Origin of the sequence: Agaribacter marinus (assembly GCF_030160655.1) — a bacterium.
Classification (GTDB): Bacteria; Pseudomonadota; Gammaproteobacteria; order Enterobacterales; family Alteromonadaceae; genus Glaciecola; species Glaciecola marina.
In genome coordinates this window covers 94,608-108,999 of record NZ_BSOT01000012.1, presented here as the reverse complement: position 1 = coordinate 108,999, position 14,392 = coordinate 94,608, and the positions used below count along the sequence as shown (strand labels likewise).

Below are 14,392 nucleotides of genomic sequence, written 5' to 3'. Positions count from 1 at the left end.
GCTAATATTAAAAAGCGCAAGGATACCATGGCCGAATCTTCAATCCTAATTGCGTTATTTTCGTATTTATAACCATCACAAGCATTTTCAGTATAAAAAAACATCAACATTTAATATCTCTTTAACAAGATTGATAATTGCATTATTTAATAGATGGGATCTATATAGACTCTGCCTAGACATAGTAGTGCTATCGAAGTATGGTTAAATCAGAATAGTAATATAGGAATCACTTTACGTATGAAGCAAGATCTGGTCACTCAGTTGAAAGACACTATTAAGTACCTAGGCGCTACCTTAGGCGAAACAATTGAAACGGAGTTAGGTTCTGAATGGTTGCATCGCATTGAACAGATCCGTCATGATGGCCGAGCGTCGGCAAATGGGGATGAAGCATCTACACAAAAATTAGCAGAAACACTCGCTTCACTTGATAACAAATCCTTATTGACCATTGGTAGAGCATTTGCGCAGTTCTTAAATCTCGCCAATATTGCTGAGCAAGAGTTTAATACCGCAGCAACCTCTGCTGATACCTTGTCTTTGCAACTAACTAATTTACTCGACAACTCTGGCAAAGAAGTAAGTGAAGACGACATCAAGAAGGCCATTGAAAACCTTAACGTCGATCTAGTTCTTACAGCTCACCCAACCGAGGTGACTCGCCGCACAAACATTCATAAGCACCGGGAATTAGCAAGCCAATTATTAACACTCCATTCAACAGAAATGAGTGAATCTGAACGCGCTAGGAGTAAAACACGTGTTGCTGACTTAATTGCGCAAGCATGGCACACAGAAGAAATACGTTCAATAAGACCCACGCCAGTGGATGAAGCCCGTTGGGGATATTCCGTCATCGAAAATTCATTATGGGAAGCAATTCCTGAGTTTATGCGTGAACTTGACGAATTCTTACAAACTCGCTTCTCGCAGCGCCTCCCATTGACCGCAAAACCAGTGCAATTTAGCTCATGGATGGGCGGTGATCGCGATGGTAACCCATTTGTTACCGCTTCAGTGACACAAGAAGTACTACACAGAGCTAGGCGGCGCGCGGCCAAGCTATTTTTAGAAGATTTACATCGTTTATACACTGAGTTGTCAATGAACAAATGTAACGATGAACTGCGCGAGAAAATCGGAGATAAAAAAGAACCTTATCGCGCGATTTTAAAACCACTTATTCAAAAGTTAGAACTGACTAGAGAAGGCAAAGTAGATAGCAAGCATTGGATTCAAAGCACAGATGAATTGTTAGCACCACTCAATACATGTTATGAATCATTGTGCGAGTGCAATATGCGTGTTATTGCCGATGGCGCCTTGTTAGATACACTGAGGCGCGCACATGCTTTTGGCGCGCAATTGTTGAAACTAGATATTAGGCAAGACTCTCAACGCCATGCAGATGTGTTTAGCGAAATCACCCAATATCTTGATATGGGCGACTATAACGAGTGGAGCGAAGAAGAGAAACAAGCGTTCTTACTTAAAGAACTATCCTCCAAACGCCCGCTTGTACCCAAAAACTGGTCGCCTTCTGACGACGTACAAGAAGTGTTAGATACGTGTGAGGTTATTGCCAATAACGATAAGGCGGGCTTTGGTATTTATATCATTTCAATGGCCCGTGAGCCGTCAGATGTATTGGCCGTTCAATTGCTATTGCAAGAAGCAGGTGTCAACTGGCCAATGCCAGTGGCGCCGCTGTTTGAAACGTTAGATGATTTAAATCACTCACCACAAGCAATGAAGGCCTTACTTGGCATTGAATGGTATCGACATTATATCAATGGCCGGCAGTACGTAATGATTGGCTACTCGGACTCTGCGAAGGATGCCGGCTCACTGGCGGCAGGTTGGGCACAATATGAATCTCAAGAAGCCCTTGTAAATTTAGCCAGTGAAAACAACATTCAGCTCACATTGTTCCACGGACGTGGCGGCACCATTGGGCGAGGTGGCTTGCCAGCTAAAGCTGCTATTCATTCGCAACCACCAGGTTCACTTGAAGGTGGCTTTAGAGTTACTGAACAAGGTGAAACCATCCGTTATAAGTTTGGTATGCCACAATTGGCAAAACGTAGCTTGTCCTTATACGCCTCAGCAGTAGTTGAAGCCGTTACATCTCCGCCACCCGCACCAAAAGCTGAATGGCGAAACATCATTACACAAATGGCCAACAAAGGCAGGGACAACTACCGGCAAACTGTGCGCCATGACAAAGATTTTGTTCCTTATTTCCGTGTTGCCACGCCTGAGCAAGAACTCGGCAAATTACCATTAGGTAGCCGCCCAGCTAAGCGAAAACCGCAAGGTGGGATCGAGAGCTTACGAGCAATACCTTGGATTTTTGCTTGGGCACAAACTCGTTTAGTATTACCCAGTTGGTTGGGGGTAATGCGTGCAATTGACAGCATAAATACGACAGAAAACAATCCACTTGTCCAAGAAATGATTGAACAATGGCCATTTTTCGCTTCACGTATTTCCATGCTTGATATGGTATTTAAGAAGGCCGATCCTAAAATCAGCGCCGCTTATGACAAGCGCTTAGTACCGAATGAGCTTTCTCACTTCGGCGAAGCTTTGCGTAAGGAATTGACTGACAGTATTGATTCATTGTTGTCAATTACGGGGCATGAACACATGATGGAAGATGACCCTCATGGCCGCACATCAATGAATATACGCGCCACTTATCTTCAACCGCTGCACTACTTGCAAATAGAGCTACTCGACAGAATCAGAAAAGCAGAGGCTTCTGAATTTAGTGATAACGATGTGGAAACACTTGAACGTGCAATGATGGTAGCAATTACTGGTATTGCTGTTGGTATGAGAAACACCGGCTAACTATGCCTTTTAGTATTGGCTTAGTAAATCCAAAAGCCGCTACCAATGTAGCGGCTATTTTGCGTTCGGCAGGATGTTTTGGCGCATCATCCATTTTTTATACGGGGCAACGGTTTGGTTATGCCAAAGACAACAATAAAGACTTTGCCCAAGACACTCAGAATTTTAGAAAACAAATACCTACGGTTGGCGTAGACGACTTACTCGCTTACAAACCCGATGGCGCCATTAGTGTAGTGATTGAGCTGGTAGAAAATGCGATTGCACTCCCAGAATTTAAACACCCAGAGAATGCATACTATATTTTTGGTCCAGAAGACGGGAGTGTATCTCAAACACTCGTAGATGAGGCTGATCATGTGGTGTTTATACCGTGCAGAAGCAACCTAAATCTTGCAGCAACAGCCAGTGTATTGTTTTATGACCGCTTGTGTAAACTTGGCTATGACAAGACGAACAACGCGGTACGTCAAGCAAGAGATAAGAATAATACCCTCGCAATAAACTCTCCCTAAAACGAGGTATTCAAAAATGCATATAAAAACAAAGATTAATAAAGTTAAAAGCAAAAATGTAAACGTTTACTTTTAATCATTTAGCCGTATGATAATAATATCAATTGATAAAAATTTTAATAATATGTACAAATTTAGTCACTTTAAATCAATTCACAGCAAATCAATATTTCTAATTTGCTTCTTAAGTCTTGTATTTGGCGCACAAGCAAAAGTCATCGACGTGTCTGCGCACGGGATATCGCCAGGAAAAGACATTACCTTTGAACTACAACAACTGATCAAATCGGTATCTAATGAAGAAAATGTCACACTTGTTTTTCCGAAAGGCCAATATGACTTCTACCCTGATAACGCCATAGAAAAATACCGTTATGTCGCAAATCATGACAACGGACTGAAGCGAATGGGCTTTGGTCTTTTCAATTCTCGAAAACTCACAATTGATGGCTCTGGTTCAACCTTCATGTTCCACGGCAGAATGGTACCGTTTACCGTAGAAAGTGGGCAGAATATCACGCTCAAAAATTTCACCATTGACTTTATACGCCCTTTTCATGCCGAATTGACCGTTGTCAAAAGCAACAAGGTAAATAAAACCTTTCAAGTGAAGGTGGATAAACAAAATGCACCTTATAAAATTCAAGACAATCGACTTTTCTTCGACCGATTCGGACAGCTTGACCCAACCGGTAGCAATATTGTTTTTAACCCTAAAACACGCTCGCCAATATTTAACACTTACGACTACGGATTACCTTGGTTAACGCTCCATGCAAAGTTGGTCGGTGATGATATCGTAGAATTAAGTAATATTGGCAATCGCCTCCCGCCGCCAAAAGACAGTGTGCTTATAGTATATGGCAATAACCCAACAAGCAGATTGGTGCCAGGCATTCATATAACAAATTCGAAAGACGTAAAAATAGACAATGTAAGCGTGCTTGCTGCAGGTGGCATGGCACTCATAGTAGAGCGCACCGAAAACATTCATGTAAATAAATTTACCGTTAGCTCTGCAGATGGACGGCTAGTTGCCACCCGAGCGGATGCCACGCACTTTATCGGTTGTAAAGGTGAGATTATTGTCGAAAACAGTTTAATGGAACATATGTTAGATGACGGTATTAATGTGCATGGCGCATACGTGAATATTGACGCTTACTTAGGCGACAACAAATTTATTGCGTCTATTAGTCACTTTCAACAAATGGGTCTAATATTTGGCGAAGTGGGCGATCGCATTGCAATTTTGTCGCGAGAAACCGTACTACCATTCTTTGAATCTAGTATTACGGCGATTGAAGTGTTAAATGACAAGCGGTTCGTAGTGACCTTAGCAGATACACCAGACAATTTGCCCAATGTCCCAATGTCGCTAGAAAATTTAACGTGGCAGCCCAACCTAACCTTTCGTAACAATATGGTGATGGAAAACCGCGCCCGTGGCGCATTGGTCACTACCAAAGGAAAAGTGCTCATCGAAAACAACTACTTTAATAATCAAATGCATGGCATTTTGATTGAAGGTGACAATAAGAGTTGGTACGAATCCGGCGCTGTAGAAGATGTAATAATTAGGAATAATACTTTTGTAAATACTGGGTTTAGTGGCAAACCGCATTACCCACTATTTGTATCCCCCATGCTAACATCTGAGCAACGAATTGGTGAAGGGTATTACCATAAAAACGTGCAATTCATTGATAACAACATTCGTTCATTTAACGGCTTGCTCGTACATAGCAAATCAGTAGACGGCCTTATTGTTTCAGGTAATACGCTAACATTTAGCGACGATTACCCAACGATAAAAGATTATCCATCCGTTGATATTAACTATTCTAACAACGTACAACTTATCGGAAACACTGCCAAGCGTTTTAACTGGACCTTAGCGACTAAAATGTCGAATGACTCTAAGGCCATACAAATAAAAGGCAATGATGGCTTTAAGCAATAAATCTGGCTTAAGCCTTAGCCTAATTATTTGAAAGCTTATTTACGCACTTCATGATCCATTGTTTTAGCTGAGATTCATTTAGTGCGCCCGACATTCGGTCAACTTCTGCACCTTTATGAAAGAAGATTAGGGTAGGAATTGATCGAATACCTGCTTCGGCAGCAATCTGCTGCGCTTCTTGTGTATCCACTTTAGCAAATAATAAACCGTCAGATTGCATGGCAACTGATTCAAATACTGGCGCCATTGCTTTACAAGGCCCACACCAAGACGCCCAAAAATCAACAATGATGGGGAGGTCGTTTTGCTCTACATAACGAAAAAAACTGTGATCTGTTAAGGCAACAGGTTTTCCTTCGTAAATAGCAGATTTACATTTGCCACAACCTGCGTTTGTATGACTTTTGCTTTCAGGCACTCTATTTATCGCGCCACACTTTGCACATACTACATGCATAAATACCTCGTATACATAAACACCTCAAGACCATTGTAATTGTTTTAAAGACCTAATACTGTGAGGTTTACTTTCATTTGATCATAACAAATAGTCTCGCGAGAGAATATGCATGAAAACGATAGATATGAAAACAATTGGTTTACTAGGCGGTATGAGTTGGGAATCGACCGCAAGCTACTACAAAGCACTCAATATTGGTGTCAAACAGGCGCTAGGTGGCTTGCACTCTGCCAAAGTGAGTCTTATCAGTGTTGATTTCCATGACATTGCCTTACTGCAGCAACAAGGCGATTGGCAATCAGCTAGCACCATACTCTCATCAGAAGCACAACGTGTCGAAGCGTCTGGTGCCGAGTGCTTACTTATTTGTACGAACACTATGCACAAAATAGCGGAAGACATTCAGGCAAATATCAACATACCACTATTACATATCGCCGACGCGACTGGCGCAAAACTCAAAAAAGACAAGATTAAAAAAGTAGGCTTACTCGGCACAAAATTTACGATGACGGAAGAATTCTATAAGGGGAGAATAAAAGAAAAATTTAACATACATGCCATTGTACCCAACGATGCTAATCAAACTATTGTGCATAACATTATTTACGATGAACTTTGCCAGGGCGTAATTAAAGCAGAATCAAAACAGGCATATTTGTCCATTATTGAGAAACTCGTTGAACATGGTGCGGAAGGCATTATATTGGGTTGCACAGAAATCGGCTTGTTAGTTCAGCAGACCGATACAGAAGCCCCACTTTATGATACGACGCAAATTCATGTAGATGCGGCTATTGATTGGGCGCTCAACACGAATGATATCACTCAATTTCGATAAAGCGTTTTAATCAGATGATACCCAAACTTCGTTTTTACCGGGCCGTGCACGGTAAGGATGTCCTTTTTAAATACGACGTCTTCAAAGGGTTTAACCATTTGACCTCGTCTAAATTCGCCTAAGTCACCGCCTTTTTTACCCGACGGGCATATGGAGTGGCGCTTCGCAAGCGTACCAAAATCTTTGCCTTTTTTGAGCTGTATGAGCAACTCTTTTGCTTGTTTCTCAGTTTTTACCAATATGTGTAACGCGCAGGCGGTCGCCATATGAAATCCTATTTACTTACGAATTTTTTTAAAAAAAAAGGCGCATAATGCGCCTTTCATGAAACATAAAAGCAAGGCTTAGCCGTTTACAAAATCAACGCCTAGCTTGATATCGCCACGTAAGCCTTCAAGCATATCTTCTTTGGCTTTTTGCTCAAATGCGCTCAATTCACCATATGGTAAGATTTCTTCAACACCATTTTTACCTAATTTTACTGGGTGAGCAAAAAATGCAGCGTCTTCAGAGCCGTCTACTTGAACGTAAGTATATTCAATAACATCACCACCTTGCATCGCTTTCACAAGTGACAAACAAAAACGTGCTGCTGCTTGCCCCATAGAAAGCGTCGCAGATCCGCCACCGGCCTTTGCTTCAACCACTTCAGTACCCGCGTTTTGGATGCGCGGCGTAAGCGCAGCTACTTCTTCGTCTGTAAAGCTAACGCCTTCAACTTGTGATAATAATGGTAGGATAGTAGTACCAGAGTGACCACCTATAACAGGTACATGAATCTCTGACGTACTCTTACCTTTTAACTCTGCAATAAATGTTTCTGAACGAATAACATCAAGCGTGGTAACACCAAACAATTTATTCTTATCGTACACACCTTTCGCTTTTAATGCTTCTGCAGCAATGGCTACAGTGGTATTCACCGGATTAGTAATAATACCGATACAAGCATTTGGGCAATTGTCAGCACAAGCATCTACTAAGTTTTTGACAATCCCAGCGTTAATGTTAAATAAATCTGAACGATCCATACCCGGTTTGCGAGGTACGCCAGCAGGAATTAACACGATGTCACAACCACTTAATGCATCAGCAAGATCGTCTTTTCCGAATCCTGCTACTGCAACATCAGTTGGTATGTGGCTCAAATCAACCGCAACTCCAGGAACAACTGGTGCAACGTCATATAAAGACAATTCTGAACCAGCGGGAAGTTGAGTTTTTAGCAATAATGATAATGCTTGACCGATACCACCGGCCGCGCCTAAAACGGCTACTTTCATGTTATTTCTCCTGATAAAAGGGCAAAAATTTCGAGCCAGAGAGTAATACAATTAGGCGTAGATCTCAATTATTCTATAGCTTCGAGCACTATATCCTTTAGATTCATTGTACATATAGAATAAGCCTAGCTAGTTAGCGAGCCGCATCACTCATATATAAATACCCAAATCACGTCCATGCTAATTGCCAAGTTCATATCTATAGTGCAAAATGTGGAATTGCTTCCAAATTGTAAATAACGCACTAAAATCTATGTCCGTATCAAAACAAGACGAACTCGTTAAGGCCTTTAAAGAACTGTTAAATTCCGAACGCTATGGCTCTCAGGGAGAGATAGTCAATGCGCTGAAAGGTTTAGGGTTTGGCAACATCAGTCAATCTAAAGTATCAAGGATGCTAAGCAAGTTTGGCGCAGTTCGCACGAGGGATGCTAGAGGCGACATGGTCTACTGCTTGCCACCAGAATTAGGCATGCCAACGGCCAAAAGTCCGTTAAAACAACTTGTGCTTGATGTCGTGCATAACAACGTTATGGTCATTATTAGAACCAGTCCCGGCGCAGCGCAACTTATCGCTAGGCTATTAGATTCACTCAGTCAGGCAGACGGTGTATTAGGGACCATTGCAGGAGACGATACTATTTTTATCGCCCCTGCCAATATCCAAGAAATTGAAGACTTACGTCAGCGCGTACAAAACTTATTTGATAATGTGTAATGCACTCGTCAGACAGGTTTGTTAAAACGTCAATTACAGCCCAATACTAAACTGATAAACCTCTTTTTTATTTAAAGAAAATTGCTCTGCTACCACTGCTGCCGCTTTCTTCGGCGGCAATAGCGGCAGTAACAACTTCAACAACCTTATCGCGTCGTTTGGCATTTCATTTGTCGCTTTCTGTTTCACCTTATATAACATCAATACAAATTCACCTTTCTGGCGTGCGCCGTCATCCATAAGCCAATGAATGGCATCGTTCGCATGCCCAGTCACATATGCCTCAAAGGCTTTTGTCAGCTCTTTAGCAATAACGACTTGTGCACTCGGATTTACCGTATCAATCATAGTCAGTGTGTCTAATATTCGCTTGGGAGACTCATAGAAAATATGCGTATGGCCACTGTCCAAAGCGTTTTGCAAGGCACTTTCCTTTGCTTGCTGCTTTACCGGTAAAAAACCAGAAAAAGTAAATTTATCCGTAGGAAGACCTGACGCGGATAGTGCTGTCGTCAATGCTGATGCACCAGGCAACGCAACAACAGTAATAGCGTGTTGACGACACAAGTTAACTAATTCATAGCCTGGGTCACTTATTAGAGGTGTCCCAGCATCTGAAATAAGTGCGATATTCACGCCATCTAGCAATTTGCTAACAATATACTCGCTACGTTGTCCTTCGTTATGCGCGTGCAGGCTTATGGCGTTGGTTGTAATATTAAAATGTTGTAATAACTTGCCAGAATGTCGAGTATCTTCAGCTGCGATTAGATCTACCGCTTCCAATACGTCGATTGCCCTAGGCGTCATATCAGACAAATTTCCTATGGGTGTTGGCACAATGTATAAACTTCCGGATGACATAAGCTTCCTGATTATATGGTCGTCGCTAAGCGATTATCTGCCGCTATTTTACACCGTCTTTAGGACAGTTTCTGTAGCACTAACTAGTATTTTTTTTGAGTAGCGGTAAACTAAGGCACATTCAGGGTCACAAAGGATATATTGTGAATTTACCAAAGGCATTGTTGTTAGCTTGTACATTAGTGGTCATTGCCGCGTGCGGCGGGACGCCAGTGAAAGAAACGTCACCAATCGTTAAAAAAGAAACGCCGGTAAGCCAAATCATTGAACAAGATCCTATCGACACAATTATTGCGGATTACCGCACAACCCAAAACGCCCAATTAACTGTCGATAACTTATTAGACTACGCACAAATGTTGCAGTCCGAAGGTAACTGCTCTGATAGTAACCTAATCGTTTATCATTTACTTAATACATCCCTCAATTCACAACAACGCGCGCATAGTGAATTGCTGCGCAGCGAGTGCAGTTTAAAAGCCATATTGGACAACGGTAAGCGCTCAGATACCGAACTAGCCCTGGCAAAAATTGATGTTTGGTTATCCAACGCCAGTGATCTCAGTATTCACGACAACAAGCAAAAAACGCGCATACAATTTGCTCTTGCAGTTTATCAGGTGCTGACCGAATCATATAAAGAAAGTATCGAAGCGCTTGCGCGTGCAGGCGTAACAAAAAACATGAGCATTGCGAACGAAGCTGCAGCGGCATCTATTCTTCACCCTTACCGAATTAACTTGCTATGGCAAGCTCTCAGCCAACAAACACACGAGTATCGACACAGTTTACTTAACGAAGTGTCTAGCCTTGCGCCTTTCGTTACACTGTTAGCAATTGTTGAAGACGAAACACTCTCCGATAAAAGCCGCCAACAGTCATTAAAAACGTGGTTAGACGATAATACTGAACTGGCACAACATGAGCAAATGCCACAAACAATTACTCACTTCTCTAGCATTCAACTTTCCGAAAGCAGTGACATTTTAGTACTCCTGCCTTTATCTGGGCGGTTGCAAACTCAAGGTAATGCAATAAAACAAGGGATACTAAGTGCATATTATGATCGCGCTAAACGTTTAAGAGAATTAAACCTCGAAGAAACCTATACGATTTCGTTTGTTGATAGCGGTTCAGATGAACAACTAAGCCAAGAGGCTCTTTCGCTGGACTATTCACAGCATGCGCTGTTGCTTGGCCCTTTATTGAAAGGACACATCCGTCAACTTTCAAATATACTGCCACCTAATTTAGCGCGTGTTCACTTAAATTCAAAGCCAAAAGGCGCAGTTGATTCGTTCGAAAATGCAGATATACAAACCACTTATTTTGCCTTGTCTCCTGAACAAGAAGCTGAAGAACTCGCAAGGCTTATGCTGTCAAAAGGTATAAAAAACCCCATTGTTATTTTTGAAGACAACAATGTTTCTGAGCGAATGAAAAATGCGTTTACACAACATTGGTATAGCGAGCTTTCGAGCAATGAGAATCCGGCATCAACTAAATTAAGTGAAGTTTCCTTTACCGATAATAAATCAATGCGAGTCGGTATAACCTCTGCGTTAGATGTGCTCCAAAGTGAAAAACGCATTAAACAGTTGTCTGGGCTTACCACAGGTGTTGTGCATAGCGTGACACGCAATCGACGAGACGTAGACGGCTTCGTCGTATTTGCAAAGCCACAAGACCTCGAGTTACTCAATCCAATTATTGAAAGTAGTATTAGTCTTTTTAGTGATAAAGCGGTACCAGTGTTTGCAACGTCCTATAGCTACAATCACAAGTACAATAAAAACAGCGTCCGAGACTTACGAAACTTAGTGTTTATTGACATGCCTTTTGTTCAACCTGAAGCGCGGCAGTCTGACTTAGCCCTAACGGTAGAAGCCTTATACAATCAGCCATCAAGTACATTTTTACGTCTATTCGCATTTGGTTATGACGCCCTGTCAATTGCGAACAATTCTTTGCAATTAAGGCTATTTGAACAAGTCACGCAACACGGGCTTAGTGGCGAACTATCTGTACTAAAAAATGGGCTGGTTAACCGCCGCCTTTCCGCATTGAGCATTGAAGATACACAAGCAAACAGCGCCAATTAATGGCGATTAAGCAATGGGTTGCGAGTGAAGTAGGTAAAGAAGCAGAACTTCGCGCAAAAACCTTTTTGGCATCTGAAGGGCTACAATTTGTAGAAGCGAATTTTAAGGTAAAGCCCGGCGAGATCGATCTAATTTTTACAGATAAGCAACTTTGGGTATTTGTTGAGGTCAAATATAGAAGTAGTGATTCTCATGGAAGCGCTGCAGAGTTTTTCACAGCATCGAAAAGACGTAAAGTAGTCAATGCAATAATGTGTTACTTTAAACAAAAACAACGTAATATTCATCATGAAGCAATTCGAATCGACTTAATAGCGATCGATGGAGACCAATTAGAGTGGATAAAAAACGTATAAAATCCATTTATCCAAAGGACAACTGAGCAAAGAAGTGCATGCTAGACAATATTAAGAAAAATTTTACAGAAAGTATTCAAACTAAAATTGCGGCGGCGGAGGCAATCCCAGAATCTATCGAAAAAGCGTCGAAGATGATGATTCAAGCACTCATTATGGGCAATAAAATACTCACCTGTGGTAATGGTGGTTCTGCTGGCGATGCTCAGCACTTTTCATCTGAGTTACTCAATAGATACGAGCGTGACAGACCGCCCTTACCTGCCATCGCATTAACGACCGATAGTTCAACGATTACATCGATTGCTAACGATTTTTCATATGATGAAGTGTTTTCCAAACAAGTCAAAGCCTTAGGGCAACAAGGCGATATTTTATTGGCAATATCGACTAGCGGCAACTCCGCAAACGTCATCAACGCGATGCAAGCAGCCCTTGCTCGTGATATGACCATCGTGGCATTAACAGGCAAAGATGGTGGCGAAATGGCCGGTTTTATCGGTGAAAACGATGTCGAAATAAGAGTGCCATCATCTCGTACCGCTAGAATTCAAGAAGTGCACTTATTGGCTATTCACTGCTTATGTGAATCAATAGATAACGCGCTATTCCCAATCGCGTCTGCGTAAACAGAAGAGAAGTTAGTATGTTTAAACGCAAATCTCATAAAAGCTTACGACTAAAGCATCTAGCTATTGCAGCTATATGTTCTCAGTTAATTTTATCAGGATGTGCCTCTGTCGTTGCTGTTGGCGCGGCCAGCACCGCCGCTAGCTCGGCCTCAGATAGGCGAACAGTCGGCACACAAATAGACGATAAAACGATGGAAGCTAGAGTCAGCTCTGCTATTGACACTATTCCTAACATCGACGACAACTCAGCGATTAGTATTCATGTATACAATGGCCAAGTGTTGCTTACAGGACAAGCAAATCAAGCATTTCTAATTGACGAAGCTGAAAGAAAAGCGACTAGCATCATGAATGTTAAACGTGTCCACAATCAAATACGCTTAGGTAGCCCAATTCCTGCGTCGTCGACAATGCACGATATATGGCTCGGTACTAAAATCCGTACACTGATGGGGACAAATGAACGCGTGCCACTGTTAAAACTCGACTTAATAGTGGAAGACAGTGAGGTATTTATCATGGGCAAACTAACGCGTAAGGAAGCGTTAGCGGCGGTAGATGTAGCCCGAAATGTTAAAGGCGTCACAAAGGTAGTGAGAGTATTGGAGCTAACTGACTAATGCGTAAATATAAGATTAATCAGTTAGTGAATTAATTTTACTCTCGAAAACCCTATTTAACCACGCGTAAAGTGGCCTTACTGCGAGGTTTATCGGCTTTTGGCTTATCAGCGCTTTGTGAAGGAACATCAGACAGGGCAGGCTTTTCGCTTTCATTAGCATCAGACGATGTTGACGTTGCGGGCAATTCTTGTGTAAACACGGTGCCTGCGCCGTTTTCTTTAGCATAAATAGCACCAACCGCTTCACAAGGAAACATTACATTTGTTGGTTGTCCACCAAACCTCGCCTGAAATGAAATAGCGTCAACATCCATCATAAAGTTAACGCAGGCATTCGGCGATATATTCAACACAATTTGCTCGTCTTTGACAAACTGCATTGGTACATCTACATCAGGCCACTGTGTGCTTACAACAACATATGGCGTCAAACCATTATCGACGATCCACTCGTAGAACGCTTTTAATAGATAGGGTTGATTTGATGTCATTCCTTGCTGCATAACACTGTCCGTCTATAGTGGATTATGAATTTCTCGTTCTTGGTCAGTTAACGATGCTTTAAATGAACCACGTTCAAAAATTCGCTTCATATAAGCGTTAACTTCACGACTACCTGTGCCGCTCAACGTAATATCTAATGCAGGTAATCTCCATAGTAATGGCGCAAGATAGCAATCAACTAAGCTAAACTCTTCACTCATGAAGTAAGGCGTTTCTGAGAATACAGGCGCTAAAGATAATATAGCTTCTCTTAGCTCATTACGCGCTTGCTCTGCACCGTCTTCGTTACGGAAAATTCTTGCAGCAAGGCTATACCAGTCTTGCTCAATACGGTGCATCATTAAACGGCTCTTACCGCGTGATACTGGGTATACAGGCATTAACGGCGGGTGAGGAAAGCGCTCATCCAAATACTCCATCACAATGTGTGACTTATAAAGCACTAATTCACGATCAACTAGGGTTGGAACAGTGCCGTAGGGATTTAGCTCTAACAATTCTTCATTCATTTGAGTTGGATCGGTAAAAATTATCTCAACGCCAACACCTTTTTCTGCAAGTACAATGCGCACTTGATGACTATAGATATCTATATTGTCAGAAAAAAGAGTCATAATTGAACGTTTGTTAGTGGCCACTGCCATTAAAACCTCCGCAAGCTGATGCTATGTAT

The 14,392-nt window shown here is 41.9% G+C and carries 15 protein-coding genes; 9 read left to right on the top strand and 6 right to left on the bottom strand.

Features of this window, described 5'->3' with window-relative positions; translation table 11 throughout:
• The first annotated feature begins 240 nt into the window (after positions 1 to 240).
• The 3 genes from ppc to QQK00_RS18490 all read left to right on the top strand — a co-directional run bounded on the left by ppc (position 241) and on the right by QQK00_RS18490 (position 5,337).
• Positions 241 to 2,859: a phosphoenolpyruvate carboxylase gene (gene ppc, locus QQK00_RS18500; protein ID WP_284219177.1), complete on the top strand. Its 2,619-nt coding sequence runs from the start codon at positions 241 to 243 to the stop codon at positions 2,857 to 2,859.
• Between the two features lie 2 nt (positions 2,860 to 2,861).
• Entirely contained in the window at positions 2,862 to 3,374 is a 513-nt protein-coding gene (locus QQK00_RS18495; protein ID WP_284219176.1) for an RNA methyltransferase, read from the top strand.
• A 223-nt stretch (positions 3,375 to 3,597) separates the two neighbouring features.
• On the top strand, positions 3,598 to 5,337 hold the full coding sequence (locus tag QQK00_RS18490; protein WP_284219175.1) for an alpha-1,3-galactosidase-related protein: 1,740 nt from the start codon (positions 3,598 to 3,600) through the stop codon (positions 5,335 to 5,337).
• 19 nt (positions 5,338 to 5,356) lie between these two features.
• Here the strand turns inward: QQK00_RS18490 and trxC are convergent, their stop codons facing one another.
• Positions 5,357 to 5,794: a thioredoxin TrxC gene (trxC, locus tag QQK00_RS18485; RefSeq protein WP_284219174.1), complete on the bottom strand. Its 438-nt coding sequence runs from the start codon at positions 5,792 to 5,794 to the stop codon at positions 5,357 to 5,359.
• A 127-nt stretch (positions 5,795 to 5,921) separates the two neighbouring features.
• On the opposite strand from trxC, the gene QQK00_RS18480 reads away from it, so the two are divergent.
• Positions 5,922 to 6,638 carry an aspartate/glutamate racemase family protein gene (locus QQK00_RS18480; protein WP_284219190.1) on the top strand — a complete coding sequence of 239 codons (717 nt, stop codon included), beginning with the start codon at positions 5,922 to 5,924 and terminating at the stop codon, positions 6,636 to 6,638.
• On the opposite strand, the gene ppiC is transcribed toward QQK00_RS18480, so the two are convergent.
• Entirely contained in the window at positions 6,626 to 6,904 is a 279-nt protein-coding gene (ppiC, locus tag QQK00_RS18475) for a peptidylprolyl isomerase PpiC (RefSeq protein ID WP_284219173.1), read from the bottom strand. The genes QQK00_RS18480 and ppiC overlap by 13 nt on opposite strands.
• Positions 6,905 to 6,982: 78 nt before the next feature.
• On the bottom strand, positions 6,983 to 7,921 hold the full coding sequence (gene mdh, locus QQK00_RS18470; RefSeq protein ID WP_284219172.1) for a malate dehydrogenase: 939 nt from the start codon (positions 7,919 to 7,921) through the stop codon (positions 6,983 to 6,985).
• A gap of 253 nt (positions 7,922 to 8,174) precedes the next feature.
• On the opposite strand from mdh, the gene argR reads away from it, so the two are divergent.
• Positions 8,175 to 8,639, top strand: a complete 465-nt coding sequence (gene argR, locus QQK00_RS18465) for a transcriptional regulator ArgR (protein ID WP_284219171.1) — start codon at positions 8,175 to 8,177, stop codon at positions 8,637 to 8,639.
• 33 nt (positions 8,640 to 8,672) lie between these two features.
• On the opposite strand, the gene rsmI is transcribed toward argR, so the two are convergent.
• Positions 8,673 to 9,503, bottom strand: coding sequence for a 16S rRNA (cytidine(1402)-2'-O)-methyltransferase (gene rsmI / locus QQK00_RS18460; RefSeq protein WP_284219170.1), 831 nt, complete (start codon positions 9,501 to 9,503; stop codon positions 8,673 to 8,675).
• Positions 9,504 to 9,646: 143 nt separating this feature from the next.
• Here rsmI and QQK00_RS18455 point away from each other — a divergent pair, with 143 nt between their 5' ends.
• From QQK00_RS18455 to QQK00_RS18440, 4 genes are read left to right on the top strand one after another with little or no spacing between them, the layout of a single operon-like run.
• Positions 9,647 to 11,605 (top strand): penicillin-binding protein activator, encoded by a 1,959-nt coding sequence (locus QQK00_RS18455; RefSeq protein ID WP_284219169.1) that lies wholly within the window; start codon positions 9,647 to 9,649, stop codon positions 11,603 to 11,605.
• On the top strand, positions 11,605 to 11,961 hold the full coding sequence (locus tag QQK00_RS18450) for a YraN family protein (protein ID WP_284219168.1): 357 nt from the start codon (positions 11,605 to 11,607) through the stop codon (positions 11,959 to 11,961). Before QQK00_RS18455 ends, QQK00_RS18450 begins: the two co-directional genes overlap by 1 nt.
• Positions 11,962 to 11,999: 38 nt before the next feature.
• Entirely contained in the window at positions 12,000 to 12,590 is a 591-nt protein-coding gene (locus tag QQK00_RS18445) for a phosphoheptose isomerase (RefSeq protein WP_284219167.1), read from the top strand.
• A gap of 17 nt (positions 12,591 to 12,607) precedes the next feature.
• Entirely contained in the window at positions 12,608 to 13,213 is a 606-nt protein-coding gene (locus tag QQK00_RS18440) for a BON domain-containing protein (protein WP_284219166.1), read from the top strand.
• Positions 13,214 to 13,265: 52 nt separating this feature from the next.
• Here the strand turns inward: QQK00_RS18440 and QQK00_RS18435 are convergent, their stop codons facing one another.
• Both QQK00_RS18435 and sspA read right to left on the bottom strand, forming a co-directional pair.
• Positions 13,266 to 13,718 carry a ClpXP protease specificity-enhancing factor gene (locus QQK00_RS18435; protein ID WP_284219164.1) on the bottom strand — a complete coding sequence of 151 codons (453 nt, stop codon included), beginning with the start codon at positions 13,716 to 13,718 and terminating at the stop codon, positions 13,266 to 13,268.
• Positions 13,719 to 13,730: 12 nt separating this feature from the next.
• The gene (gene sspA, locus QQK00_RS18430) at positions 13,731 to 14,363 is read right to left on the bottom strand and encodes a stringent starvation protein SspA (RefSeq protein ID WP_284219163.1); all 633 of its coding nucleotides are present in this window, start codon (positions 14,361 to 14,363) and stop codon (positions 13,731 to 13,733) included.
• Positions 14,364 to 14,392 lie beyond the last annotated feature (29 nt).

What these genes read in the sequence shown, in the direction of transcription:
- ppc (WP_284219177.1), top strand. Translation starts at nt 241, where the DNA reads ATGAAGCAAGATCTGGTCACTCAGTTGAAAGACACTATTAAGTACCTA.
- QQK00_RS18495 (WP_284219176.1), top strand. Translation starts at nt 2,862, where the DNA reads ATGCCTTTTAGTATTGGCTTAGTAAATCCAAAAGCCGCTACCAATGTA.
- trxC (WP_284219174.1), bottom strand. Translation starts at nt 5,794, where the DNA reads ATGCATGTAGTATGTGCAAAGTGTGGCGCGATAAATAGAGTGCCTGAA.
- QQK00_RS18480 (WP_284219190.1), top strand. Translation starts at nt 5,922, where the DNA reads ATGAAAACAATTGGTTTACTAGGCGGTATGAGTTGGGAATCGACCGCA.
- ppiC (WP_284219173.1), bottom strand. Translation starts at nt 6,904, where the DNA reads ATGGCGACCGCCTGCGCGTTACACATATTGGTAAAAACTGAGAAACAA.
- mdh (WP_284219172.1), bottom strand. Translation starts at nt 7,921, where the DNA reads ATGAAAGTAGCCGTTTTAGGCGCGGCCGGTGGTATCGGTCAAGCATTA.
- argR (WP_284219171.1), top strand. Translation starts at nt 8,175, where the DNA reads ATGTCCGTATCAAAACAAGACGAACTCGTTAAGGCCTTTAAAGAACTG.
- rsmI (WP_284219170.1), bottom strand. Translation starts at nt 9,503, where the DNA reads ATGTCATCCGGAAGTTTATACATTGTGCCAACACCCATAGGAAATTTG.
- QQK00_RS18450 (WP_284219168.1), top strand. Translation starts at nt 11,605, where the DNA reads ATGGCGATTAAGCAATGGGTTGCGAGTGAAGTAGGTAAAGAAGCAGAA.
- QQK00_RS18445 (WP_284219167.1), top strand. Translation starts at nt 12,000, where the DNA reads ATGCTAGACAATATTAAGAAAAATTTTACAGAAAGTATTCAAACTAAA.
- QQK00_RS18440 (WP_284219166.1), top strand. Translation starts at nt 12,608, where the DNA reads ATGTTTAAACGCAAATCTCATAAAAGCTTACGACTAAAGCATCTAGCT.
- QQK00_RS18435 (WP_284219164.1), bottom strand. Translation starts at nt 13,718, where the DNA reads ATGCAGCAAGGAATGACATCAAATCAACCCTATCTATTAAAAGCGTTC.
- sspA (WP_284219163.1), bottom strand. Translation starts at nt 14,363, where the DNA reads ATGGCAGTGGCCACTAACAAACGTTCAATTATGACTCTTTTTTCTGAC.